The sequence below is a fragment of the Nonomuraea sp. NPDC051941 genome (assembly GCF_044593615.1).
In genome coordinates, this window is sequence record NZ_JBIUCF010000046.1 from 57425 (window position 1) to 81085 (window position 23661).

22 protein-coding genes and 1 pseudogene are annotated in these 23661 nt (G+C 68.7%); 14 read left to right on the plus strand and 9 right to left on the minus strand.

Annotated features, from left to right (window positions below):
* Positions 1-9: 9 nt before the first annotated feature.
* The 3 genes from ACIHFD_RS51400 (at position 10) to ACIHFD_RS51410 (ending at position 4269) form a co-directional block, all read left to right on the plus strand.
* Positions 10-771, plus strand: a complete 762-nt coding sequence (locus tag ACIHFD_RS51400) for an ABC transporter permease (protein ID WP_350737161.1) — start codon at positions 10-12, stop codon at positions 769-771.
* Positions 772-803: 32 nt separating this feature from the next.
* Entirely contained in the window at positions 804-2021 is a 1218-nt protein-coding gene (locus ACIHFD_RS51405; protein ID WP_397373138.1) for a cytochrome P450, read from the plus strand.
* Positions 2022-2373: 352 nt separating this feature from the next.
* Positions 2374-4269: a CocE/NonD family hydrolase gene (locus ACIHFD_RS51410; protein WP_397373139.1), complete on the plus strand. Its 1896-nt coding sequence runs from the start codon at positions 2374-2376 to the stop codon at positions 4267-4269.
* A gap of 197 nt (positions 4270-4466) precedes the next feature.
* On the opposite strand, the gene lysA is transcribed toward ACIHFD_RS51410, so the two are convergent.
* Positions 4467-5810: a diaminopimelate decarboxylase gene (gene lysA, locus ACIHFD_RS51415; RefSeq protein WP_397373140.1), complete on the minus strand. Its 1344-nt coding sequence runs from the start codon at positions 5808-5810 to the stop codon at positions 4467-4469.
* A 347-nt stretch (positions 5811-6157) separates the two neighbouring features.
* Entirely contained in the window at positions 6158-6418 is a 261-nt protein-coding gene (locus ACIHFD_RS51420) for an SAV_915 family protein (RefSeq protein WP_397373141.1), read from the minus strand.
* 357 nt (positions 6419-6775) lie between these two features.
* Between ACIHFD_RS51420 and ACIHFD_RS51425 the strand changes: the two genes are divergently transcribed.
* Genes ACIHFD_RS51425 through ACIHFD_RS51435 form a run of 3 tightly spaced genes read left to right on the plus strand, consistent with a single transcriptional unit; the run spans position 6776 to position 8408 of the window.
* Positions 6776-7105: a hypothetical protein gene (locus ACIHFD_RS51425; protein WP_397373142.1), complete on the plus strand. Its 330-nt coding sequence runs from the start codon at positions 6776-6778 to the stop codon at positions 7103-7105.
* Positions 7102-7983 (plus strand): hypothetical protein, encoded by an 882-nt coding sequence (locus ACIHFD_RS51430; RefSeq protein WP_397373143.1) that lies wholly within the window; start codon positions 7102-7104, stop codon positions 7981-7983. The genes ACIHFD_RS51425 and ACIHFD_RS51430 overlap by 4 nt, the downstream gene beginning before the upstream one ends.
* A complete protein-coding gene (locus ACIHFD_RS51435) occupies positions 7980-8408 on the plus strand; it encodes a YbaB/EbfC family nucleoid-associated protein (RefSeq protein WP_397373144.1) in 429 nt (142 codons plus the stop codon). Before ACIHFD_RS51430 ends, ACIHFD_RS51435 begins: the two co-directional genes overlap by 4 nt.
* Before the next feature lie 20 nt (positions 8409-8428).
* Here ACIHFD_RS51435 and ACIHFD_RS51440 read toward each other — a convergent pair whose 3' ends face one another.
* The 7 genes from ACIHFD_RS51440 to ACIHFD_RS51470 all read right to left on the minus strand — a co-directional run bounded on the left by ACIHFD_RS51440 (position 8429) and on the right by ACIHFD_RS51470 (position 16569).
* Complete coding sequence (locus ACIHFD_RS51440) at positions 8429-8902, minus strand: hypothetical protein (RefSeq protein ID WP_397373145.1); 474 nt, start codon at positions 8900-8902, stop codon at positions 8429-8431.
* A complete protein-coding gene (locus ACIHFD_RS51445; protein ID WP_397373146.1) occupies positions 8899-10692 on the minus strand; it encodes an APC family permease in 1794 nt (597 codons plus the stop codon). The genes ACIHFD_RS51440 and ACIHFD_RS51445 overlap by 4 nt, the downstream gene beginning before the upstream one ends.
* 123 nt (positions 10693-10815) lie before the next feature.
* On the minus strand, positions 10816-12600 hold the full coding sequence (locus ACIHFD_RS51450) for an amino acid transporter (RefSeq protein WP_397373147.1): 1785 nt from the start codon (positions 12598-12600) through the stop codon (positions 10816-10818).
* A gap of 268 nt (positions 12601-12868) precedes the next feature.
* On the minus strand, positions 12869-13042 hold the full coding sequence (locus ACIHFD_RS51455; protein ID WP_397373148.1) for a hypothetical protein: 174 nt from the start codon (positions 13040-13042) through the stop codon (positions 12869-12871).
* A 168-nt stretch (positions 13043-13210) separates the two neighbouring features.
* Entirely contained in the window at positions 13211-13939 is a 729-nt protein-coding gene (locus ACIHFD_RS51460) for a MerR family transcriptional regulator (protein WP_397373149.1), read from the minus strand.
* A gap of 15 nt (positions 13940-13954) precedes the next feature.
* The gene (locus tag ACIHFD_RS51465; protein ID WP_397373150.1) at positions 13955-15379 is read right to left on the minus strand and encodes a serine hydrolase domain-containing protein; all 1425 of its coding nucleotides are present in this window, start codon (positions 15377-15379) and stop codon (positions 13955-13957) included.
* A 527-nt stretch (positions 15380-15906) separates the two neighbouring features.
* On the minus strand, positions 15907-16569 hold the full coding sequence (locus ACIHFD_RS51470) for a LysR substrate-binding domain-containing protein (RefSeq protein WP_397373151.1): 663 nt from the start codon (positions 16567-16569) through the stop codon (positions 15907-15909).
* 145 nt (positions 16570-16714) lie between these two features.
* On the opposite strand from ACIHFD_RS51470, the gene ACIHFD_RS51475 reads away from it, so the two are divergent.
* The 8 genes and pseudogenes from ACIHFD_RS51475 (at position 16715) to kdpA (ending at position 23661) form a co-directional block, all read left to right on the plus strand.
* Positions 16715-16939, plus strand: coding sequence for a hypothetical protein (locus ACIHFD_RS51475; protein WP_397373152.1), 225 nt, complete (start codon positions 16715-16717; stop codon positions 16937-16939).
* Between the two features lie 15 nt (positions 16940-16954).
* Complete coding sequence (locus ACIHFD_RS51480; RefSeq protein WP_397373175.1) at positions 16955-18184, plus strand: serine hydrolase domain-containing protein; 1230 nt, start codon at positions 16955-16957, stop codon at positions 18182-18184.
* A 254-nt stretch (positions 18185-18438) separates the two neighbouring features.
* Positions 18439-18846, plus strand: a complete 408-nt coding sequence (locus tag ACIHFD_RS51485; RefSeq protein ID WP_397373153.1) for a hypothetical protein — start codon at positions 18439-18441, stop codon at positions 18844-18846.
* The gene (locus tag ACIHFD_RS51490) at positions 18843-19121 is read left to right on the plus strand and encodes a transposase (RefSeq protein WP_397373154.1); all 279 of its coding nucleotides are present in this window, start codon (positions 18843-18845) and stop codon (positions 19119-19121) included. Before ACIHFD_RS51485 ends, ACIHFD_RS51490 begins: the two co-directional genes overlap by 4 nt.
* Before the next feature lie 113 nt (positions 19122-19234).
* A pseudogene (locus ACIHFD_RS51495) lies at positions 19235-20186 on the plus strand (CocE/NonD family hydrolase); the annotation flags it as partial.
* Between the two features lie 147 nt (positions 20187-20333).
* Positions 20334-21107: a CocE/NonD family hydrolase C-terminal non-catalytic domain-containing protein gene (locus tag ACIHFD_RS51500; protein WP_397373176.1), complete on the plus strand. Its 774-nt coding sequence runs from the start codon at positions 20334-20336 to the stop codon at positions 21105-21107.
* A gap of 803 nt (positions 21108-21910) precedes the next feature.
* Positions 21911-22000: a K(+)-transporting ATPase subunit F gene (gene kdpF, locus ACIHFD_RS51505; RefSeq protein WP_350737184.1), complete on the plus strand. Its 90-nt coding sequence runs from the start codon at positions 21911-21913 to the stop codon at positions 21998-22000.
* A complete protein-coding gene (gene kdpA, locus ACIHFD_RS51510; RefSeq protein ID WP_397373155.1) occupies positions 22000-23661 on the plus strand; it encodes a potassium-transporting ATPase subunit KdpA in 1662 nt (553 codons plus the stop codon). Before kdpF ends, kdpA begins: the two co-directional genes overlap by 1 nt.

A 23661-nucleotide genomic window follows, 5' to 3' on the forward strand; every position in this document is an offset into this window, starting at 1 on the left:
GGAACCACGATGACCAAGCACTTCTTCGGCGACACCACCGTCCTGCTGGGACGGTCCCTGCGCCACATCACGCGCAGCCCGGACACCATCATCACCACCGCGGTCATGCCGATCGCCATGATGCTGATGTTCGTGTACGTGTTCGGCGGCGCGATCAACACCGGGTCGGACTCGTACGTGAACTACCAACTGCCCGGCATCCTGCTCATCACGGTCGCCTCGGGCGTCGCCTACACCGCGTTCCGGCTCTTCATGGACATGAAGAGCGGCATCTTCGAGCGATTCCAGTCCATGCCGACCGCGCGCTCGTCCGTGCTGTGGGCGCACGTGCTGACCTCGCTGGTCGCCAATCTGATCTCGCTCGCGGTCGTCGTGCTCGTCGCCCTGCTCATGGGCTTCCGCTCGGCGGCAGGAGTGCAGGCATGGCTCGCGGTCGCCGGCATCCTGATCCTGTTCACCCTGGCGCTGACGTGGATCGCCATCATCCCCGGCCTGACCGCGAAGACCATGGAAGGCGCGAGCGCGTTCTCCTACCCGCTCATCTTCCTGCCCTTCCTCAGCTCGGCCTTCGTACCCACCGCCACCATGCCCGGCCCGGTGCGCTTCTTCGCCGAGCACCAGCCGGTGACCTCCATCGTCAACGCCATCCGCGCCCTGTTCAGCCAGCAGCCGGTCGGCACCGACGTCTGGGTCGCCCTGGCCTGGTGTGTCGGCATCCTCGCCGTCGCGTACGTCTTCGCCATGAACGCCTACCGCCGCAAGATCTCCTGACTTCCCCCATTCATTGCAACGAAGGAACGGTTATGACTGAATCCCTCCACACCCTCCCCACGATGCCGACGGAGCGTCAGCCCGGCTGCCCCTTCGACCCGCCCAAGGAGCTGATCCAGGCGCGCGAGCACGGCCCGATCAGTCGCTTCCCCTTTCCCGACGGGCACGAGGGCTGGCTGGTCACCGGCTACGACCTGGCCCGTTCGGTCCTGGCGGACCCGCGGTTCAGCTCGCGCAAGGAGCTCATGCGCCACCACCCGCTGATCGACTACAGCGCGTACGGCGACATCGAGGTCCCCCCGGCGCCGCCCGGCGAGTTCCTCCTCATGGACGACCCGCAGCACAGCCGCTACCGCAAACCGCTGGTCGGCAAGTTCACCGTCCGGCGGATGCGCCTGCTCACCGAACGCGTCGAGCAGATCACCGCCGAACATCTGGACGCCATGGAGAAGGCCGGGCCGTCGGCGGACCTGGTGACCGCCTTCGCCAAGCCCATCCCCGCCATCATCATCTGCGAGCTGCTCGGCGTGCCGTACGAGGACCGGGGCTCCTTCCAGGACAACATCGACAAGTTCCTCGGCGGGGAGGTCAGCGACGAGGAACTGATCGCCGCCTACACCGCCACCCAGCAGTACCTCGCGCAGCTCGTGGCCGCCAAGCGCGCCAACCCCACCGACGACGTGCTCAGCGACCTCATGGACGGCGATCTGACCGACGAGGAACTGCAGGGCATGGCCCTGATCCTGCTGTCGGCCGGCTTCGACACCACTGCCAACATGCTGGCCCTGGGCACCTTCGCGCTGCTGCAGAACCCGGCCCAGCTGGCGGCGCTGCGCACCGACCCCGCGCTCGCCGAACCGGCCGTGGAGGAGCTGCTGCGGTATCTGAGTGTCGCCAAGCAGTTCGCCAGGGTCGCGCTGGAGGACGTCGAGCTGGGCGGCCAGACCATCAAGAGCGGCTCGACGGTCATCCTGTCGTACGCCACCGCCAACCGCGACCCCGAGCGCTTCACCGACCCCCACGTGCTCGACATCCGCAGGCAGGACGGCGGGCACCTGGCCTTCAGCCACGGCATCCACCAGTGCCTGGGCCAGCAGCTGGCCCGCGTCGAGCTGCGCGTCGCGCTCCCCGCACTGGTCAACCGCTTCCCCACCCTGCGCCTCGCCGTACCGGCCGAAGAGGTCGCCCTGCGCCCGGAGACCGCCGACATCTACGGCGTCAAGAGCCTCCCGGTCACCTGGGACGCGTGACCGCCGGCCGATGGCGAGAACGCTACCGCGTTCCGCAACACTGTCATCGTCGCCGTCGAAGCAACCACCCGGACCTACCGGGGCCGACCTGATCCGCAAGATCACCGCAGCCCTCGACGCCGCTGACAGCACCGCGACCTGCCCCACTGGGCATCAGATCCCGTTGTCGGCGCCGTCAGGCTGAAACCCGTAGCGCAAGGCGTTCTGCCCGATGCGCTCGCGCCGCACCAAGGCCAAAGCCGGTCGCACTCTCATCACGGCAAGCTCGCTGCTGCCCGTCAGCGCACTACGCCGCCGCCTCCGCGCGCTTCGTCGGCCGCCGCCGAACCCATCGACAGCAGTAGGAAAGCACATGTCAAACTCCCGACGGCGAGGGTTCCTCGCCGCAGTCGCACTCGCGATCCCGCTCGTGGTCGCCGGTGCTCCAGCCGCTTCCGCGACGGCGGAGCCGAAGATCAAAGTCTCCGGTGGGCTCACCCAGCCGGTCTTCTCCTACAAGGACGCCATCCGTGAGCACGTCCGGGTGCAGTCGCAGGTCGACAGTGACGGCGACGGCAAGAAGGACCTGGTCCGGGTGGACATCATCCGGCCGAAGGAGTCCGGTTCCGGGCTCAAGGTTCCGGTGATCATGCAGGAAAGCCCGTATTACGACGACCCTGGCGTCGGCTTCGAGATCGAGAAGAAGAAATACGACGCGGACGGGAACGTGACGAAGTTCCCGATGTATTACGACAACTACTTCGTGCCGCGCGGGTACGCGTTCGTGTCCGTCGACATGATCGGCACCAGGTTGTCCGACGGCTGCCCCACCTCCTACGGCGCCTCCGACGTGCTCGGCGGCAAGGCGGTCGTCGACTGGCTGAACGGCCGGGCGACCGCCTACGACGACCAGGGCGATCCGGTCAAGGCCACCTGGACCACCGGCCGTACCGGGATGATCGGCCACTCGTACGAGGGAGCGCTCGGCGTCGGCGTCGCCGGCACCGGCGTGCAGGGGCTGGCGACGATCGTGAACATCTCGGGCTACACCAGCGGCTACGAGAACTCGCACGCCAACGGCACCCTCACCTGGTTCAAGGGCGGGGCGAGGTGGCAGTCCGAGCGGGTCGACAAGGATCCGGCGGAGAAGTGCGAGGCGGTGCGCAAGCGGATGGACGCCGAATCCGACGATGAGACCGGCAACTACAACGCCTACTGGGACGAACGCAACTACCGGACCGGCCCGATCTCCAAGGTGCGCAACGTCCGCGCCAGTGTCTTCTCGGTGATGGGCATGCAGGACCGCAACGTGGTGGGCAGCCAGTTCTCGGAGTGGTGGACCAAGCTGCCCCGCACGGTGCAGCGCAAGGCGTGGGTGACGCAGTACGGGCACCTCGACCCGTTCTGGGCCCGCCGCGAGGTGTGGCTCACCACCCTCAACCAGTGGTTCGACCACGAACTGATGGGCGTCTCCAACGACATCCTGCGCCGTCCGCGCGTCGACGTGCAGCTCGGCCCGGACCGCTGGATCACCCAGGCCGACTGGCCCGCACCCACGGCGCGGACGACGACCCTGCGGCCGCAGCAGGACGGCTCCCTGGGCCGCACGCCCTCGACCGGCACCGCCGGCTACGTCGACATCGCCCAGACCGAGATCGCGATGGCCGCCGACCCCGCCACCGCCAACCCCCACCGGCTGGCCTACCTGACCCCGCCGCTGAAGAACGCGATCAGGGTCTCCGGAACGCCGTCGGCGAGCCTGCGCCTCAAGCTGGACAAGCCGACCGCCAACCTGGGCGTCCTGCTCGTCGACTACGGCACCGACACCCGCATCAACTACCGCGAACGCTCCGCGACGGCTGCGGAGGGCCTCACGTTCATCGGCGGCGAAGACTGCGTCGGCGAAAGCACGGCCGATGACGACGGCTGCTACCTCAGGGGCGGCGACAACACGGCGACCTCCGGCTTCAACGTGGTCACCCGCGGAATCCTGGACGCCCAGAACCACAAGTCGCTCAGCCGCTCGACACCGCTGACGCCGGGCAAGTCGTACCAGATCACCTGGAAGACGCTGCCGCAGGACTACGAATTCAAGGCCGGGCACCGGCTGGGCCTGGTCCTGACCGGAGCCAATGACGACTTCAACCTCGACGAGAGCGGCACCGGAACCGGCACCGACGTCGAACCCGGCACCGGGGCCAAGGTCACCGTCGACCTGGCCGGCACCTCGATCTCACTGCCGGTGGTCAACGGCACACCCATTGAATAAGAGCAAGATCGACATGAGCGTACGGTCGCGGCCTGCGTAGTCGCGACCGTACGCACGGCGGCCCCGACCTGCCGACCGGAAGCGTGGCAGGCGGTGTCAGGACCCTGGCCAGATCAGTGTGAGGAGCGCGACGAGCGCGATGAGAGCCAGGAGCACGAGGCCCTCTGGTCGGACTCCCTGCCGTGGCCGGATGCGCATCACAGTCCCACGTCCCGGCGCAGCAGGTCGTCGATCTCCTCCCGGCGCACGACCACCCGCGCCGCGCCGTCGGCGACCGCGATGACGGGTGGGCGGCCGGTGAGGTTGTAGGTGGAGGCCATCGAGTGGTGGTAGGCGCCCGTGGCCGGGACCGCGATGACGTCGCCGGGCCTGATGTCCGAGGGCAGCGGCACGCTTTCGGCTATGACGTCGCCCGCCTCACAGTGGTGGCCGACCAGGGTGACCTCGCGGGCTGCCTTGGCGGAGCGGCGGCCGATCAGGCGGGCCGTGTAGCGCGCGCCGTACAGGGACGGGCGGGGGTTGTCACTCATCCCGCCGTCGACGGCCACGAAGGTGCGGGTGAGGGTGCGCTTGACGGCGATGACGCGGTAGAGAGTAAGCCCGGCCGGGCCGCTGATCGCCCGGCCCGGCTCGACGGTCAGCCGGGGCACCGGTAGGTTCAGCGCCGCGCTGCGCTCCACCACGGCCTTGGTGACCGTCGTGGCGTACTCGTCGGGGGTCAGGCCGTGCTCGGACTCCAGGTAGGCGATGCCAATGCCGCCGCCCAGGTCCAGCTCGGGCAGCACGATCCCGCACGTGTCGCGGATCGCGGCCAGTTGCTCGACCATGACCCTGGCGGCCTGCTCGTACGGCTCGGTCGTGTGGATCTGGGAGCCCAGGTGGCAGTGCAGGCCCGCCAGCCGCAGCTCCGGCTGGCGCAGCACTCTGGCGACGGCTGCGGCGGCGTCCCCGGAGGCTATGGACAGGCCGAACTTCTGGCCCTCGCCACCGGTGCGGATCGCCGCACAGGCGCCCGCCTCGATGTCCGGAATGACCCGCAGCAACACCTTCTGCCGATGCCCGTGCGGGACCAGCATCGCGAGCCGGGCGACCTCGGCGAGGTTGTCGACGACGATGCGACCGACCCCGTAGTGGACCGCCTCGGCCAGCTCGTGCGGGGTCTTGGCGTTGCCGTGGAAGACGATCCGCTCGGCGGGGAAGCCGACGGATCGGGCGGTGGCCAGCTCGCCGCCGGAGCAGACGTCCAGGCCGAGCCCCTCCTCCCGGATCCAGGTGGCCATCGCCCGGCACAGGAACGCCTTGGCCGCGTACCGGATGTCGGCGTCCGGCAGGGCGGCGCGGAAGGCCCGGCAGCGCCGGCGCACGTCGGCCTCGTCCACCACGTACGCGGGGGTGCCGAAGCGCTCGACGATGTCCATGAGCGGCACGCCTCCGGTGGCGGCGACCGGCTGGAAACCGGTGGTGGCCGACCAGGGCTCCGCGGCTTCGTCGAAGCGTGCGGGCTCACGCGGGCCGGGGACGAGCAATCGGGGCTCTGACATCTGGTTCCTCCTGCGAGAAATGCTTCAATTCGGACGCTAAAGGCATCGCAGGATAAGTCAGCAAATTTCTACGCAATCTGGACGCATATCGCGAAAACTCTGACGCGGCTTTGACGGCGCTGCCTGCAGACCCAGCTGGTCGCGGTCACGCCGGCGGACCAGGCAGGCGCCGCGATCGACACCGCCGGCACCGGCCGCTCCTGACGGCCGTTCCCCGACGCTTCAGCAAAGGGGACGGTCTCCCCCCGCCGCCTGAGGGGAAGCACCCGGCGCCCCCTCGGCGTCCGCGACCTGCTGGAAGCCGGGGCCGGACTCCTGCCCCGCCTGATCCTGCTGCAGGAGGCACATCAGGCCACCCGCTTCGCGGGCCTGGTCATCGTGCCCGCAGGATCGATGACGATGCCGATGACGTCCAGGTCGGCGATCATGCCACGCAGCGCCGGGGCGGTGAGCAGCACCCACCGCTGGTCGGCTCCGAGCACCTTGGCCAGCTTGAGCGGCGAGGAGAACGCGACCGCCGTCCGCTTGCCCGAGGCCGTGCGGAACAACCGAAGGGTCAAGGCGCACGTTCCCACCGTGACCGGGACGCACAATCGGGGCTCTGACATCTGCTTCCTTCCAGCGAACTGTCGTACGCAGAAGACGCTAGAACCGGCGCTGGCGTCAATCCTCGATCGCTACGCAATTCTGACGCTGACCGCGCAAATACTGACGCGACATTGACGGCCTTGACTGGCTCGGGGCGCGCACGCCCGCGTTTCGAGCGGGCGAGGCGAGCTGCCCGCCGGTGTCACGACGGCCTTGACCTTCCACGATCGGAGAGCACGGCGGTTGACCCGGTGAGATCGGACGTCAAGATCACGACGTGGTGCGCCAGGTTCGCGTAGAGGTTGCGTCAGAACCGGCTGCTCCCGAGTTTCCGCAGGACAAGCTGGGAAGACCACAAGACTCATCGAAAGCGACCCATGCCGACCATTCCCAGCCCCTGGACTCCTGACAACCCGCACGAGGTGGAGATCGAGCGGGCCCGGCTCCGCGAGATCAGGTCCCGCCTGCCCGAGGCCGCCAAGCCGCTCGAGAACGCGCTGCCGCGTCTCGTCTCGCTCACCGTGGCGGAGGACTCCTTCACGTCATTCACGTACTCGCTGGCGCTCGCGTACAACGAGGTCGAGGCGTTCACCATCGCGGAGCTGCGGCACCGGGCCGAGGACACGGTACGGATCCAGGACGGCATGACCGCGTCCCTCACGAACTGGCAGGATGCGGAGTACGCGAGTTCGATCAGATGGAGATGAACCTCGCCGACCTGTCCCGGCGGAGCCTTGAGATGGGCACGGGCGCGGCGTTGACGCTGTCGGCACTGGGCGTACCGGCCGGGTGGCCGTTCGTCGGCAAGATGTACATCCACCAGTACAAGCCGCAGAGCTTCTTCGACGGGGCGGAGACCTGGCTGGCGGTGCATGACGACGTGGTGGCCGCGCGGCTCGGCGTCGATGCTCTCGTCGCCGAGGTGGCCTCGACGAGCTGGCGCAGCGAGGACGGCCGGGCCTTCCAGCGCCGCATGGACGCCTATCTGGCCGACCTGCGCGGCATCGAGATCCGGGCGGTGGTCACGGCCCTCACCCTGTACACGGCCGGGGCCGCGCTGGCGGCTTTCGTCCTCTTCCAGTTCCTGGTCGCGATGGCGATGGCCGCGGTGGCGGCGTGGGTGCTGACCGCGGCCGTCACGCCGCTCAGCCTGGCAGGAGCGAGGGTCCTGGCCACGCAGTGCCTGATCAAGCTCTTCGAGGGCTACCGCGCGGTGGAGTCACTGCTGAACGCGTTGCTGCACGGATGCGCCGCCGCACTCAGCGCGGTCGTGACAGTGGACGTGGGCATCGAGTCCGCCCGCGGCGACCACAGCGGCCTGAACGATCTGGCGGCGGCGACTTTCGCCCAGGGCCCCATGTTCATCTGGGGCACGGCCAACCGGGTCGAACGCGACCTGACCGCCCACGGCCTCACCGGCCGCGTCCCGGGCAAGGGCCCATGGGCGAGCCCTCCGCAGGGCCTGGCCCAGCTGGCGGGCGCCAAGGCGGTCAACGACATCTCGACGGGCAGCCAGACGGTGACCGGCCGGTACGTGCCGGAACAGGCGGCCGACGGCTCCTACACGTTCCCCTGGGAGGGATGATGGACTTCGAACGGGAGCTCGGCCTGGACCCCGAGCGGCTGGCGGCCGACGCCGACCGCTTCTTCGGCCGGCTGAGCCGCCTGCCGGACAGTGCCTCGACGGCCTGCGCGGAATCGCGGGACGGCTGGGTGAGCGTCGAGTACAGCAGCGCGTCAGGCGTCACGGACCTGCGACTTGACCCACGCGCCATGCGCATGGAGTCGGCGCGGCTGGCCGAGACCATCCTCGGCCTGATCCACCAGGCCAGGGAGCATGCCGAAGCCGAACAGCGCAAGAGAACCGAGGAGTTCCTGGGCGACAACGGGCTCGTCACCGACCAGCAGGTCATCGCCGACCAGCTCCGGCACGCCACCGGCGCGCTCCAGGCGAACCTGGAGCGCGCCGCCGCGACCATCGACCGGGTACGCGCCCTGCTCCGACCATGACAAGCCCAACCGAACCGGTGCTACGGCCCTGACGAGCCGTACTCGCGCCACTCCCGATCCACCCGCAGGACGGCCCGACGAGCGGCCCACCACGGGAGCAGCGCCCCCACGACCAGCCACCCCAACGCCCCGGCGGGCACGGCGGCGATGAAGGCGCCGAAGACGACCTCGACCGCACCGAGAGGCCGCGGCGCCAGGCGGCCACGGGCGTCCAGCCAGATCCGGGCGGTCGTGTCCGAGACCCGGTCCAGCGGCCCGCGGGCCCAGCCGCTGTGCCGCCCGCCGTCCCAGACCACGTGCGACACGATGGCCCGCTCCTCGACGATCCGCGCGACGACCTGCCGGTGCGTGGCCCGGTAGGCGTCGATCTCGCGTACGAGCGACCCGGCCGCCAGCAGCCCGGCGAGACAGCCGGCCAGGAGCGCGACCAGCGCCGTCACACCGTGCGCCCGATGGCCCCGTCCCGCCCACGCCCACTCCCCCGTGGGCCTCATGAGACGCGGAACCTCATCCGGCACACCACCGCGTCGGTACGCCGCCGCAGCGCCCTGGCCAGCACCGCGCCGCGCTGGTTCTGCAGCATCCGCTGCCAGGCGTGCTCCGGCTCGACCTCGGCGATGAGCACGAACACGTGCGGCTCGGGCACCTCGGCCAGGTAGGTGAGCAGCGGTTCGTCGAGCCGCCGGTGGGCGTCGAAGAGCTGCACCAGCTCCACGCCCGGGTCCCAGCGGTCCCAGTCGTCGACGAACGCCCGCGCCTGCCGCTCGTCCTCGGGGTGGGTGACGTTGACGGCCACCACCCGGTCCCCCAGCGACAGCGCCGCCGACAGGGCGTCGCGGGTCAGCCGGGTGACCGCGTGCACCGGCACCACCACCAGCGAACGGCGTGGCCTCGGCGGCGACGGCGTCCTGCCCAGCTCCAGCCGCCCGCCGATCCGCGCGTACGAGCGGTTGACCCACTCCATGCCGGCCACCATCAGCGGCAGCGCCACCACGATCAACCAGCCGCCCTCACCGAACTTCGAGCCCGTCACCACGATCGCGGCCACGAAGGTCAGCAGCGCGCCGAACCCGTTCAGCCCGGCCCGCCACCGCCACCCGGCGGGCCGCTCGCCCACCCAGTGCCGGACCATGCCGGCCTGCGACAGCGTGAACCCGACGAACACCCCGATCGCGAACAGCGGCACCAGCAGATTCATCTCGCCGCCCGCCACGATCAGCAGCAGGGCGCTGGTGACGGTCAGGAACGCGATGCCGTAGCGGTGCACCTGGCGGTCGGCGCGCAGGGCGAAGAAGTGCGGCAGGTTGTTGTCGCGGGCCAGCAGCTCGGCCAGCACCGGCAGGCCGCCGAAGGAGGTGTTCGCGGCCAGCGCCAGCAGCACCACGGTGGCGAACTGCACCACGTAGAACAGCGGCCCATCCCCGAGCGAGGCCCGCGTGACCTGGGCGAGCACGGTCACCCCGTCCGCCGGGGCGATGGCGAACTTCTCGATCAGCGCGGCGATGCCCAGCAACATGACCGCCAGCAGGGCGCCCAAGGCGACCTCGGCCCGCTGCGCCCGCCGTACGCGGGGCTTCCTGAAGGACGGCACGGCGTTGGCGATGGCCTCCACGCCGGTCAGCGACGCGCAGCCGTTCGCGAACGCCTTCAGCAACAGCAGCACCCCCACCGTCTGCAGGCCGCTCACCTGGTGGGAGACGTCCACGGCGGGTTCGCGGCGGATGAGCCCGGCCACGACGACGAGCAGGATCGCGCCCACGTAGATCACGGTCGGGGCGATGAACGCGCGGGCGCTGTGCGCGATCCCGCGCAGGTTGACCGCCGTCACGACAGCCAGCACGGCCAGGCACAACCACACCGTGTACGGCAGCAGCTCGGGGAAGGCCGAGGTGAGCGCGGCCACCCCGGCGGCGACCGAGACGGCGACGTTGAGCACGTAGTCGATGACCAGGGAGGCCCCCGCCACCAGGCTGGCCCGGCGGCCGAGGTACGTCCTGGCCACCCCGTAGGCGCCGCCGCCGTCGGGGAAGGCGGCGATGACCTGCCGGTAGGAGAGGGTGAGCACGGCCAGCAGGCCCGCGATGGTCAGCGTGACCGGGATGGTGAAGCCGAGCCCGGCGCCGCCCGCGAGGGCGAGCACCAGCACGATCGCCTCGGGCCCGTACGCCACCGACGCCATCGCGTCCAGGGACAGCGCGGCCAGACCGCCGACGACGGACAGGCGATGCCGTTCGCCGGTATCGGCAGGCTCCTTGGCAGCAGCGGGCGATTTCACGATGGACATGGAGAATGCTCCTGAATGAGGGTTTCGTCCTCATGCTGGTCCCGATGCACTCCCAGGGGCGTCCATATATACGCATTTAAGATGCGAAACGCCGCAATACTTACGTGAAACCTACGAGGCTGGTCAGCCGACGTGGACGCGCGGCCTGCGCTCCGGGTCCGGCTCGGCCTGCCGCAGGACCTCCCGGGTCAGCGGCGGGACGTCCCCGCCGCCGAAGACCAGGTACCGCAGCATCGACACGACCGGGTTGCCCTCGGTCCAGTGGAAGTAGATGTGCGGCACTCCCCCGGTCCGTTCGCGCAGGTAGAGCAGTAGCGCCGCCAGCGTGTTGGGCACGGCCGAGCTCTCGATGGTCAGGATCTTGCGGCCGTACCGCTCCTCGCCCTTGACGTGCAGCTCGGTCTCGAACTCCGAGGCGTCCGGCACCGACACCTCCACGAACAGCACCGGCTCCGAGCTGCGCAGCCGATGAGTGGCCCACGTCTCGCGCAGCTTGTCCGTGTACTCGGCCTGGTCCCGCGCGTTCGGCTCGTTGGCGATCACGTGGATCTCGCCGCACGCGTCGTTGACGAACTGCTCGGCCAGCGAATCCAGATGTACCTCGGTGACCCGCAGCTCGGTGGAGCGGGTGGCGCGGGAGATCAACGAGGTGATGACGATCGCCGCGATGAAGAACGAGGCGATCTTCACGCCGTCCGGCCGCTCGATGACGTTGTCCACCAGCGTGTAGCCCAGCACGGCCGAGATCAGCGCGAACCCGGCGGTCGCCACCTGCTCGCGCTTCTTCCACGCCGACAGCGTCACCGCCACCGCCGCCGACAGCATGAGCACGAGCACGCCGGTGGCGTACGCGCCGCCCTGGGCGTCCACGTCGGCGTCGAAGATGATCGTGATACCGAACCCGATCGCGGAGAACACCAGCACCAGCGGCCGGACCGCGCCCGTCCACTCCGGCGCCATGCCATAGCGCGGAAGGTAGCGCGGCACCAGGTTGATCAGCCCGGCCATCGCCGAGGCCCCGGCGAACCACAGGATCGCGATCGTGGAGATGTCATAGGCGGTGCCGAACCAGTCGCCCAGATATTCGTGCGCCAGGTAGGCCAGCGCCCGGCCGTTCGCCTTGCCGCCCTCTTCGAACTCCTGGTGCGGGATGAGCACGGTGGTGACGAAGCTGGAGAAGACCAGGAAGACGCTCATGATCAACGCCGCGGTGGTCAGCAACCTGCGGGTGCCCTTCACCCGTTGCTCCATGTCGCCCTTGACCACCGGCATCACCGCGACACCGGTCTCGAAGCCGGACATGCCCAGCGCCAGTTTCGGCATCACCAGCAGCGACAGCCCGATCATGACCAGCGGGCTGCTGAAGTCCAGGCTCAGCGCGCGCTGCCAGTCCACCACGACCTGCGGCGCCTCCAGCACGTGCACGATGGCCGTCGCGACCACGACCGCGTTCAGGGCCAGGTAGACGAAGACGAGCACCACGGCGATGCCGATCGCCTCGGTGAAACCCATCAGGAACACCCCGCCGAGCAGGGCGAGCAGCACCAGCGTGACGATGACCCGCTGCCCGGCCAGGAAGTCGGGCACGAACGGGTTCTCCATGATGTGCGCGGTCGCGTCCGCCGCCGACAGCGTCATCGTGATCACGAAGTCGGTCGCCGCGAAGCCCAGCAGGGCCAGCACGAACAGCTTGCCCCACCACTGCGGCGCCAGCTTCTCCAGCATCGCGATCGAGCCCTGCCCGTACGGGCTCTCCGCCGCGACCCGGCGGTAGACCGGCAGCGCCCCCAGCAGTGTCAGCGCCACCAGGAACAACGTGGCCAGCGGCGAGAGCAGCCCGGCCGCCAGCGCCGCGATGCCCGGCTGGTAGCCCAGCGTGGAGAAGTAGTCCACACCGGTCAGGCACATCACCCGCCACCACGAGTGCTTCGCGTGAGGACCGTGCTCGATCTGCCTCCGGTCGGTCTGCAGTCCCTCCAACAGCCAGGAACGCGCAGTCCCTTCCGTAGCGGCCGGCCGTTTCGCCAGCACCATACCGGTCACTCCTCGTCAAAGCCCCGTAAAGACGCATTGGACACTACATGGGGCGGAAGAGCGATTGACGAGGAGATAGCGTCAAGAAAACGTATAAATCAGTAAGCCTGTAGGCTTGTTAATCAGACATGTATGGAAGTGATCAACCGTTGCCGGCATAGTCGCGCGACCGTCCATCGAAGTCCCTGACCGCCCTTCTGGCCATCCAGCGGCCGAGCCCGCACAGCAGGCCGGCGATCACCATGAGCGCCGCGGGTACGGCCTGGGCCATCAGCAGCTGACGCGGTCCGCTGCGTGCCAGCCGCGGAACGGCCATCCGGATCTGCGCAGGCCCGACGTGTTGGCCGGGTTGGTGCTGGCGCGACCGGCGGACGCATCTCCAACATCGAGATCCTGCCCACCGAACCATCACACTCGGCCGGTCGGACGGAGATCGGACTCACCGGAGATCAGGCACTCCCAGCCGAGCAGCGCAGAATCGAGGCTAGCCTTTCGTGAGTTGGGCCAGGCGGTCCCAAGCTGGGGATGAGGCTCCGGGCTGGGATTGCGCCGCCAACCGGGCGATGGCCGGGTTGTGGACGGGACCGGTCTCCGATCGGCTGTGGTAATTGGTGAACCAGTTCCGGGTACGGTCCGCGAGGGCGGGGAGGCGGGGGTCACTCGGCGGCCACTCGTAGGCGGCGTCATGTTCGAGGTAGAGGGCGCGGAACTCGGGATCGGCCATCACCTCGCGCTTTTCGGCGATCCACCGGGAGGCATCCTCGGGTGAGGCTGTTTGCATGAGGATCCAGCCGTCGCGTTCCAGGCGTCTCTGGCGCTCGCTGACGCCGAGTTCGCGCAGATCGTCGAGATAGTCGGCGACTTCGGGGGAAACGAAAAGCCGGTCGCCGCCGCGCAACTGGGCGAGTTGATCGCGGCTCCGCCGCAGCTGCGCCATGCGGTCTTGGAGGTCGTGGTCGATCTCGGCGATGGCCGCCGTGAGCGCGTCCGGGTCGGCGTCAAGAAGGTCTTTGATGCGGGCGAGTGGCACGCCCGCATTGGCCAGAGTCCTGATCTTGACGAGGTCGATGGCACCTTGGGCGGTGTAGCGGCGGTAGCCGGACGAGTCGCGGCCGGGCTCGGGGAGCAGGCCGCGCTCGTGATAGTGGCGGATGGCCTTGATGGTCACTCCGGCGTAGTCCGCGAGCTGGCCAATCGTGAGCATGCTGGACATCCTTCCACTCGGCGGTCAGGCCCGTCGGGTCAGGCGGCCGCCGCCGTTGCGGAAGCGTGCTTGGCCGTCGCGGACGTCGTGGTAGGAGACGAGTAGCAGTCGCAGGTATCCGTCGAACGTCTCCAGCGGGTATCCGGCGGGCGCGAAAAGGCCGGGCCGGATCGGTACGTAGCGCCGCGGCGGGGCGGAGGTCATGCCGCCGGCGAACTCGGTGAAGATCTGCTTTTGCGATTCGTCCGCCGGTTCGTAGGTCGTCCGCTCCTCGAGCTGGCCTTCGACGATGCTGACGTCGATGCGGAGCTGATTGGAGCGGTAGGTGCCCACGTATGGGGTGAGGTCGACGTCCTGCTCCACTTCGCGGACCAGAGTGGGGATCTGGACGCCGAGATGTTCGCTCAGGAGCCGCTGCAGGATCTGGTCCATGAGCATGATCGCCCCCGAGGCATTGCCGAAGGCGGTGAAGACCAGGTCGTGTTCGGGAACGACGCACAGGATGGACACGCCGCCGGGCGACGCTCCCGACATGGCCAGGACGGTCGTGTCGCCGAACGGGTACAGCACCCAGCCCATGCCCATCGGCGGGACGTTCGGGGTCGCCATGTCGTGCGAGACCTGCCGCATCAGCGCGGTCGACTCGGCCGACAGGACGCGCGTACCGGATGGGGACACCCCGTCCGCGAGGTGGGTGCGTCCGAAGGCGAGCAGGTCGGCGACGGTGCCGATCGGCGTGCCGCCGGCCGGCCCCCAGGTGTCGGGCAGCATGAACATGCCTGTGGGCTTGGCCGCCATGGTCTCGGGGTCCAGGAAATGGCCGATCGCCGTGCTACGCAGGATGGCCTGCTCAGCTGAGGTGCTGGAGTCCTTCATGCCGACGGGTGCGTAGATATCGCGCTCGAGCAGATCGGGGAAGGGCATGCCGGTCACCACTTCCAGCAGGCGGCCCGCGACGATCATGCCGCCGTTGGAGTAGCTGAGCTGCTCGCCCGGTTCGAACAGGGTGCCGCAATTGCTCGCGAGGCCGTTGACGTAGGTCTTCAGGGCGTCGCGGCCCTTGGCATCGGGGAAGAACAGGTCCGCATCGATGCCGTTGGTGTGTGAGATCAGATGCCGGACCAGGATCTTGTCCGCCGCGCCCGGTGCGGCCAGGGCGAATTCGGGAAGGTACTTCACCACCGGCGTGTCGAGGTCCAGCAGTCCACGCTCGACCTGCCGCAGGACCAGCGTGGCGGTCAGGACCTTGGTGACAGAGCCGAAGAGGAATCCGGTGTCTTCGAGCATCGGTGCGCCGGTGGCGATGTTCGCGGTGCCGTGGGCGACGACGATCTGCTCGCCGGCGTGGTAGACGCCGGCGACGAACCCGGGGACGTTGTTGGACTCGCAGTAGGCGGCGGCCTGCTCGCGAATCTGGGCCTCGACGATGTGCAGTGCGTTGCTGTTCATGCGAAACATCGTCGAACCCTGCCCCTGGGGCAAGGTCAAGCCCACCCACGGAAATCGGCGGGCTTCCTTGGTCGTCAAAGCGAACGCTGACGACAGCACCCGCCAATCCTGATCGACAAGCAGTCCGTCATGGAGACCGCCCGGTCAGCCAGATCTGGATCACCACGGCCTCCCGTGGCCCGATGGCCACGGCGTCGGTGTGCGGGCCTCGCCCCAGGCTGCCATCGGCTACGTCGAGAACGCCAGGGCGCGCTCATGCCGCCCACCGCCCGGCGATGCCGGGAACGAGCGGGCAGCCGGACCCGGAACCGGCTGCCGAGCCGATGTACCGGATAACGTGCCCATGTCGCCCAGCGTCGTCGGAGACGGATCGCCTGGTCGGCGGGCGGCTTTGATCGCTGATGTACGTGATAGTGGGCTGTTGTCGCGTACGTCTGCGCGGGTCCCCGCCAGCGGTAGTGCCACCCAGGCGGGACGGGGATCTTGTCAGCATGCGCGACCAAGGCGACGTGCCCAGGATGTGCGGCTCAGATGGCAAGGGTGCCGATGTCGGCGGCGACTCGGGCGAAGGCCCGGATAGGGTCGTTCTCGGTCTCGCTACGCCACACCAGTGCGTACGGCAGGGCGTCGATGTCAGTGACGGACAGGTAGGCGATGTCGGGCCGGCTCCAATAGCGCCTCATGTGGGCGGGGAAGAGGCTGACGAGGTCCCCGGTGCTGGCCAGGGTGAGAGCCTCCTCCGTGTTGTGTACCAACGGGCCGCGTTCGATCCGCCGCCCCGAGCGGGTGTGGGACGGGACGTAGCCGTCCGCCCAGTTGTCCGTCCACGTTGGGGGGTTCGCGTGCTGGAAGTCGGCGACCATGTCCAGCGAAACCGTGGTGAGTCGGGTGAGTTCGTGGTCGGTGGCCACGGCCACCACCCGCGGTTCGGCGAACAGGACCGGGCCCACCGTCAGGTCAGGTTCTTCGACCGGCAGCCAGCAGACCAGCATGTCGAGGTCGCCACGGCGCAACCCGGCGAACGGATCGACGAAGGAGGCGTGCTGGATCTGCAGCTTCCACTGCGGGTGGCGGGTGCGGAAGGTGTCCCAGTAGGGGCGCAGGTCTTGGACGTTGATTGGGAGCATGCCGACGCGCAGGACGTGGGTGATGCCGCGGGCGGCGAGGTGGGCGCGTTCGAGCCGACGCACCCCGGCTGCTGCCGTGGCTGCTGGAGAATGCCGACCCGCAGACCACCGCGAGAATGCTCGCCACCCTGCCGGAGTCCGTCCGCACCGCCTACGACACCCAGTGGCAGCCCGCCCACGCCGCCCTCGACCGCTGGTGCAGCCAGGCATGACCATCATCGCGCTCGCCGTCGACCATGCGGTGTCGTGTCAGCGGCGGCGTCAGGACGACAACGGCCCGGCATCAGAGCGGTCGGCGAAGGTGGACGCCATGAACGGTTCAGCGATCGCGGCCTCCGAGGCTACGAACCGGGCCACACCGACCCTCGTGCGTCGCTCATGGAAGCCCATAAGCGCCACGCCGGGACGGGTCTCGCAAGATCGAACACTTTAGGCAAGGAGATACATGATGGGACACAGCAACAGCGGCTTCTCCAAGAGCGGGCTGTACAGACTGCATGAGGTGCTGGCCCGGCATGTCGATTCCGGGAAGATTCCCGGGCTCGTCGCCCTGGTCAGCCGGGGCGAGGAGACGCACGTCGAAACGATCGGGACGATGCGCCAGGACGGCGGCGCGCCGATGCGCCGGGACACGATCTTCCGGATGGCCTCCACCTCCAAGCCGGTGGCGATGGCGGCGGCGATGGTCCTGCTGGACGAGTGCCGGCTGCGGCTGGACGACCCGGTCCAGGAGTGGCTGCCTGAGCTCGCCGACCGGCAGGTGCTGAAGCGGATCGACAGTCCGCTCGAGGACACCGTGCCGGCGCGGCGGCCGATCACCGTGCGCGATTTGCTGACCTCCACGTTCGGGCTCGGCATGGACATGACGTCGCTGGGCACCCCGATCATGGGCGCGGTCTTCGAGCAGGGACTCACGCCCAATCTGCCGGAGCCGATGCCCGAGCCGGACGAGTGGATGCGCCGCCTGGGCACGCTGCCGCTGATGTACCAGCCCGGAGAGCGCTGGCAGTACCAGATCAGCCACGATGTCCTCGCCGTGCTGGTGGCCAGGGTCACGGGCCAGTCGTTCGAGACGTTCCTGCGTGAACGCATCTTCGAGCCGCTGGGGATGAAGGACACCGGCTTCCACGTGCCCACCGACAAGATCGACCGGCTGCCGACCCTGTATGCCCCCGACCCGCAGACCGGAGAGTTCCACGTGTGGGACGAGCCCGCGGGGGGACGGTGGAGCCAGCCGCCTGCCTTCCAGGGTGGCGGCGGCGGGCTGGTCTCCACCGCCGACGACTACCACGCCTACTTCCGGATGCTGCTGAACGGAGGCAGGCACGGCAGCGAGCGGATCCTGTCGCGGCCCGCCGTCGAGTTGATGACCACCAACCGCCTCACGCCCGAGCAGCAGGCCGCCCGGCACGCCATGGCCGTCGACAACGTCCATGTGTCCTTCGGCCAGGGGCAGCACGGCGGCTGGGGTTTCGGGATGGCGGTGCGCACCTACCGCGGCGACTACGCGCCCATCGGCCAGTTCGGCTGGGACGGCGGAAGCGGCACCTCCACCTACGCCGACCCGGCCAACCAGCTCACCGGCATCCTGCTCACCCAGGTCGGCGCGTCCGCCTCGAATTCGATGCAGCTGATGCACGACTTCTGGACCACGCTCTACCAGGCCATCGACAACTGACACCAAGCCCGCGCCCGGTACGCCTGCCTGCAACCCACGGCACCCAACCGGTCGGCCCTGGCGGCCGAACCGTCGACGTCTCCGCGCGGGGTCGGGCTTGGCCCTGTCTACCTGAGGCCGGGCCGCCCGAGGGTTGCGATTCCCCTCGGGCGACCGGCCTCAGCAATGGAGACACCCCGGGCACCACCAGGACCGCATTCCACCATCCGTCCGTTCGATTGAACTTCAGAACAGAATCAAAGGAGCACACCACCATGTCCATCACCCTTACCGACCAGGACAAGCTCACCCTGCGCACCGCCGCCTACGGCGCCGTCACGCTGATGTCCGCCGCCGATGCCGCCGGCAAGCCCCACAAGGCCGCCACCGAAGGCTCCATCGCCCTGGCCTCCGCAACCGGCCTGGTCGGGCACGTGCTCGCCGAGTACCCAAAGGACATGAAGCTGGACAGCAAGTCGGTAGCCGCAATCGCCGACCAGGTGCTGCCGGCTCTGACGGCAGCCGTGAGCCTGCTCAACAAGCAGGACCCGGCAGAGGCCGACAACTTCCGCCGCACCGTCCTCGTCGCCATCGAAGCATCCGCCCGCCCCCACCAGGGACAGCCCAGCCCCACCGTGGCGGACATGACCCGCAAGATCACCGAAGCCCTCGACGCCGCTTGACGGGATGTCGACCCGCGCAGCCACCGCTGTGTCAGGCAGGGGCCGATCCCGCCAGAGGTGCCAAGCCAGGCCCGCTCCCCCTGGCCGACACAGCGGGCGCCGGGCATCCGCGCCGTGATCAAACCCGCCACTGTGCCGCGTTCTGCACCGGTTGCCCGCTGCGCTCGCGTTGCACCCAGGCCACTGCCGGTCGCACCCTCACCGTTCGCCCGCGCCACGACGAGCCTGCCGCTGTCCGGCGGCGCACTCGCCGCCACCTCCGCGTGCTCCGCTAGCCGACGCTGATCCCGCTGATCTGGCCGGCACACCCGCACTGACAAGCGGAAACGCCACATGGCGCCGGCGATGGCTTCACCCATGACAGCAACCGACCCTAGAAGGGATACACATGTTACCCTCGCGACGGCGAAGGTCTCTCGCCGCAGTCACCCTCGCGACCGCGCTCGTGGTCGCCGGTGCTCCCGCCGCGTCCGCGACGGCGGAGCCGAAGATCAAAGTCTCCGGCGGGGTGACGCAGCCAGTCTTCTCCTACGCCGACGCCATCCGTGAGCACGTCCGGGTGCAGTCGCAGGTCGACAGTGACGGCGACGGCAAGAAGGACCTGGTCCGGGTGGACATCATCCGGCCGAAGGAGTCCGGTTCCGGGCTCAAGGTCCCCGTGGTCATGCAGGAAACCCCGTATTACGACGACCCTGGCGTCGGCTACGAGGTCGAACACAAGACCTACGACGCGAACGGGAACGTGACGAAGTTCCCGATGTGGTACGACAACTACTTCGTGCCCCGCGGGTACGCGTTCGTGTCCGTCGACATGATCGGCACCAGGCTGTCGGAGGGCTGCCCGGCCTCCTACGGCGCTGGGCGGCAAGGCGGTCGTCGACTGGCTGAACGGCCGGGCGGACGCCTTCGACGACCAGGGTGCTCCGGTCAAGGCCACCTGGACCACCGGACGTACCGGGATGATCGGCCACTCCTATGAGGGAGCGCTCGGCGCCGCCGTCGCCGGCACCGGCGCGGAAGGGCTGGCGACGATCGTGAACATCGCCGGCTACACCAGCGGGTATGAGAACTCGCGCATCAACGGCGTCCTGACCTGGTTCAAGGGTGCGGCGGCGTGGCAGGCCGAGCGGGTCGACAAGGATCCGCTCGAGAAGTGCGCGGCGGTACGTCAGAAGATGCTCGAAGACTCCGACGACGCCACCGGCAACTACAACGCCTACTGGCACGAGCGCAACTACCGCAACGGGTCGATCTCCAAGGCGCGCAACATCCGGGCCAGCGTCTTCGCGGTGATGGGCATGCAGGACCGCAACGTGGTGAGCAACCAGATCCCCGAGTGGTGGGCCCTGCTGCCCTCCAACGTCCAGCGCAAGATGTGGGTGACGCAGTACGGGCATCTCGAGCCGTTCTGGGCCCGCCGCGAGGTGTGGGTCGACACCCTGCACCAGTGGTTCGACCACGAACTGATGGGCGTGGCCAACGACATCATGCGGCAGCCGCGCGTCGATGTGCAGCTCGGCCCGGACCGGTGGATCACCCAGGCCGACTGGCCGGCACCGGCGCAGAAGGTGACCTTCAGGCCGCAGCAGGACGGCTCCCTGGGCGCCAAGCCCTCGACCGGCACGGGCAGCTACCTCGACACCGCCCAGACCGAGGTCGCGATGGCCGACAACCCCGCCACCACCAACTCCAACCGGCTGGCCTACCTGACCCCGCCGCTGCAGAACGCGATGCGGCTGTCCGGAACGCCGTCGGTGAGCCTGCGCCTCAAGCTGGACAAGCCGACCGCCAACCTGGGCGTCCTGCTCGTCGACTACGGCACCGACACCCGCATCGACTACCTCGAGAACAGCCTGACGGCCGCGCAAGGCCTCACGTTCATCGGCGGCGAATCCTGCGTCGGCCAGAGCACGGCCCAGGACGACGGCTGCTACCTCAAGGCCGGCGACAACCTGGAGACCTCCGGCTTCAACGTGGTCACCCGCGGAATCCTGGACGCGCAGAACCACGAGTCGCTCAGCCGCTCGACACCGCTCACGCTGGGCAAGCCGTACCAGATCGCCTGGAAGATGCTGCCGCAGGACTACGAGTTCAAGGCCGGGCACCGGCTGGGCCTGGTGCTGACCGGAACCAACGACGACTTCAACAAAGACGTGTCCGGCAACGGCACCGGGGCGGACGTCGAACCCGGCACCGGGGCGAAGGTCACCGTCGACCTGGCCGGCACCTCGGTGTCGCTGCCCCTGGTCACCGGTAAGTAGTTCGTCCGATCTTCACCTACGGTCGCGGCCGACGTGGCCGCGACCGTAGGCATGACATCCCGAGCACGGCACCGTTCCCCACGCCCCGCCCTGGCCGACGCCAGTCGCGAGCGATCCTAGAACAGGATGTTGCGTATCCGCAGGGGCCGGTATTCGGCCGGTACCCGAGACGACCGCTTGGAGTAGCGGCTCGTTGCCTCGGGTCCCGCTGCCTTTCGGTGACCGGCATCCGCTTCTTGGGCATCCTGTCCTGCTGGAGGTTTCCGCTCCACTTGCGATCGGCCTACCGGGCCAACCGGCCCGGACCTCGACAGGGTTTCCATGTTCCGCTCAGAAGCCGCTCTCGCACGGGGGTAGGGCGTCCGCCCCAGGACATGGGACGCGGATGATGCAACTGCTCGATCCCGGCATATCTCACATCGGGCGGCCCATCTCGCACCATGAACCTCCTCCAAGGGTCTTCAAGGCACTACTCCTCCCCTGAGCGCGGACGCGGCCAGTCGTGACAGGTCCTGGACACTTCGATGACGAACGTCCACGAGACCCTGACGCGCCAAGAAGACGGCGCTCGAAGCGGCGCGTAGGGATGCCGTCAAAAATCAGGCTCCGGCCGTATGGAACCCGTCAAGAAAGGAAAAACGCCCCAAATCTCAGGGTTTGCTGGCCTTGGCGCCGCCCGAGATGGGCGCGGCCCAACCAACATGTCCAGATTGAGGAGTGGGGATGGCTGACGTCATCTTCGTCGCCCTGACGATCGCGATCTTCGTGATCTTCGGGCTCGTGGTGAAGGCGGTGGAGCGGCTGTGAGTGCCGTCAACGCCGCCGGCCTGATCGTGGTCGCCGGTTTGGTGATCTTCATGGTCGTGGCCCTGCTGTTCCCGGAGCGTTTCTGATGAGCACGACCGTCGCAGGGATGATCTTCATCGTCTCCCTGATCGCCGCTCTGGCCCTGGTGCACAAGCCGTTCGGCGACTACATGCACCGGATCTACACGAGCGCCAAGCACAACGCCGTCGAGCGCGTGATCTACCGGCTGCTCGGGGTGCGCGCGGACGCCGAGCAGAGCTGGGGTGTCTACGCCCGCAGCCTGCTGGCGTTCTCGCTGGTCTCGATCCTGTTCGTGTACGCGATCCAGCGGCTGCAGGACAAGCTGCCGCTCAGCGTCGGGATGAAGCCGGTCACCGACCACATCGCCTGGAACACGGCGATCAGCTTCGTCACCAACACCAACTGGCAGGCCTACTCCGGCGAGTCCACGATGGGCCACCTGACCCAGATGGCCGCGCTGGCCGTGCAGAACTTCGTGTCGGCGTCGGTGGGCATGGCCGTGGCCATCGCCCTGGTGCGCGGGTTCGCCCGGCGCACCTCCGACACGATCGGCAACTTCTGGGTGGACCTGGTCCGCGGTTCGCTCCGGATCCTGCTGCCGATCGCCTTCGTCGGCGCTCTGGTGCTGGTGGCCGGCGGGCTGATCCAGAATTTCGCCGGCCCGCACGAGATCACCACGCTGACCGGCGGCACCCAGCCGATCACCGGCGGTCCGGTCGCCTCGCAGGAGGTCATCAAGGAGCTGGGCACCAACGGCGGCGGCTTCTACAACGCCAACTCAGCCCACCCGTTCGAGAACGCCACCACCTGGACGAACTGGCTGGAGATCTTCCTGATCCTGGTGATCCCGTTCTCGTTGACCCGCACCTTCGGCAAGCTGGTCGGGCAGGTCAGGCAGGGGTACGCGATCCTCGCCGTGATGGGCGTGATCGCGCTGGCCAGCGTGCTGCTCACCAACGTCTTCGAGCTGGGCGGCCACGCGACCGTGCCGCAGGCCGTCGGGGCGGCGATGGAGGGCAAGGAGGTCCGCTTCGGCGTCTCCGACTCCGCCACCTTCGCCGCCGCCACCACGCTGACCAGCACCGGCGCGGTCAACTCCTTCCACGACTCCTATACGCCGTTCGGCGGCATGATGACGCTGTTCAACATGATGCTGGGCGAGGTCGCGCCCGGCGGGGTCGGCTCCGGCCTGTACGGCATGCTGATCCTGGCCGTGATCACGGTGTTCGTGGCCGGGCTGATGGTCGGCCGCACCCCCGAATACCTGGGCAAGAAGATCAGCTCGCGCGAGATCAAGCTGGCCTCCCTGTACTTCCTGGTCACGCCGGTGCTGGTGCTGGTCGGCACGGCGTTCGCGATGGGCTCGGCCGAGCAGCGGGCGAGCATGCTGAACTCGGGCCCGCACGGCCTGTCCGAAGTGCTGTACGCGTTCACCAGCGCCTCCAACAACAACGGCTCCGCCTTCGCCGGGATCACCGTCAACACACCCTGGTACGACGTGGCGCTCGGCCTGTGCATGGCCTTCGGCCGGTTCCTGCCGATCATCCTGGTGCTGGCGCTGGCCGGATCGCTGGCCGCGCAGTCGCCGGTCCCCGAGAGCGCCGGCACGCTGCCGACGCACCGGCCGCAGTTCGTCGGCATGGTCGTCGGCGTGACGATCATCCTGGTCGCCCTCACCTTCCTCCCGGCGCTCGCGCTCGGCCCCATCGCAGAAGGACTGTCCTGA

What these genes read in the sequence shown, in the direction of transcription:
- ACIHFD_RS51425 (WP_397373142.1), top strand. Translation starts at nt 6,776, where the DNA reads ATGCCGACCATTCCCAGCCCCTGGACTCCTGACAACCCGCACGAGGTG.
- ACIHFD_RS51485 (WP_397373153.1), top strand. Translation starts at nt 18,439, where the DNA reads ATGTCCATCACCCTTACCGACCAGGACAAGCTCACCCTGCGCACCGCC.
- ACIHFD_RS51480 (WP_397373175.1), top strand. Translation starts at nt 16,955, where the DNA reads ATGGGACACAGCAACAGCGGCTTCTCCAAGAGCGGGCTGTACAGACTG.
- ACIHFD_RS51440 (WP_397373145.1), bottom strand. Translation starts at nt 8,902, where the DNA reads ATGAGGCCCACGGGGGAGTGGGCGTGGGCGGGACGGGGCCATCGGGCG.
- ACIHFD_RS51435 (WP_397373144.1), top strand. Translation starts at nt 7,980, where the DNA reads ATGATGGACTTCGAACGGGAGCTCGGCCTGGACCCCGAGCGGCTGGCG.
- ACIHFD_RS51460 (WP_397373149.1), bottom strand. Translation starts at nt 13,939, where the DNA reads ATGTCCAGCATGCTCACGATTGGCCAGCTCGCGGACTACGCCGGAGTG.
- ACIHFD_RS51405 (WP_397373138.1), top strand. Translation starts at nt 804, where the DNA reads ATGACTGAATCCCTCCACACCCTCCCCACGATGCCGACGGAGCGTCAG.
- ACIHFD_RS51400 (WP_350737161.1), top strand. Translation starts at nt 10, where the DNA reads ATGACCAAGCACTTCTTCGGCGACACCACCGTCCTGCTGGGACGGTCC.
- ACIHFD_RS51465 (WP_397373150.1), bottom strand. Translation starts at nt 15,379, where the DNA reads ATGAACAGCAACGCACTGCACATCGTCGAGGCCCAGATTCGCGAGCAG.
- ACIHFD_RS51445 (WP_397373146.1), bottom strand. Translation starts at nt 10,692, where the DNA reads ATGTCCATCGTGAAATCGCCCGCTGCTGCCAAGGAGCCTGCCGATACC.
- ACIHFD_RS51420 (WP_397373141.1), bottom strand. Translation starts at nt 6,418, where the DNA reads ATGTCAGAGCCCCGATTGTGCGTCCCGGTCACGGTGGGAACGTGCGCC.
- ACIHFD_RS51455 (WP_397373148.1), bottom strand. Translation starts at nt 13,042, where the DNA reads ATGGCCGTTCCGCGGCTGGCACGCAGCGGACCGCGTCAGCTGCTGATG.
- ACIHFD_RS51430 (WP_397373143.1), top strand. Translation starts at nt 7,102, where the DNA reads ATGAACCTCGCCGACCTGTCCCGGCGGAGCCTTGAGATGGGCACGGGC.
- lysA (WP_397373140.1), bottom strand. Translation starts at nt 5,810, where the DNA reads ATGTCAGAGCCCCGATTGCTCGTCCCCGGCCCGCGTGAGCCCGCACGC.
- ACIHFD_RS51450 (WP_397373147.1), bottom strand. Translation starts at nt 12,600, where the DNA reads ATGTGCCTGACCGGTGTGGACTACTTCTCCACGCTGGGCTACCAGCCG.
- ACIHFD_RS51475 (WP_397373152.1), top strand. Translation starts at nt 16,715, where the DNA reads ATGACCATCATCGCGCTCGCCGTCGACCATGCGGTGTCGTGTCAGCGG.
- kdpA (WP_397373155.1), top strand. Translation starts at nt 22,000, where the DNA reads ATGAGCACGACCGTCGCAGGGATGATCTTCATCGTCTCCCTGATCGCC.
- ACIHFD_RS51410 (WP_397373139.1), top strand. Translation starts at nt 2,374, where the DNA reads ATGTCAAACTCCCGACGGCGAGGGTTCCTCGCCGCAGTCGCACTCGCG.
- ACIHFD_RS51500 (WP_397373176.1), top strand. Translation starts at nt 20,334, where the DNA reads ATGCGGCAGCCGCGCGTCGATGTGCAGCTCGGCCCGGACCGGTGGATC.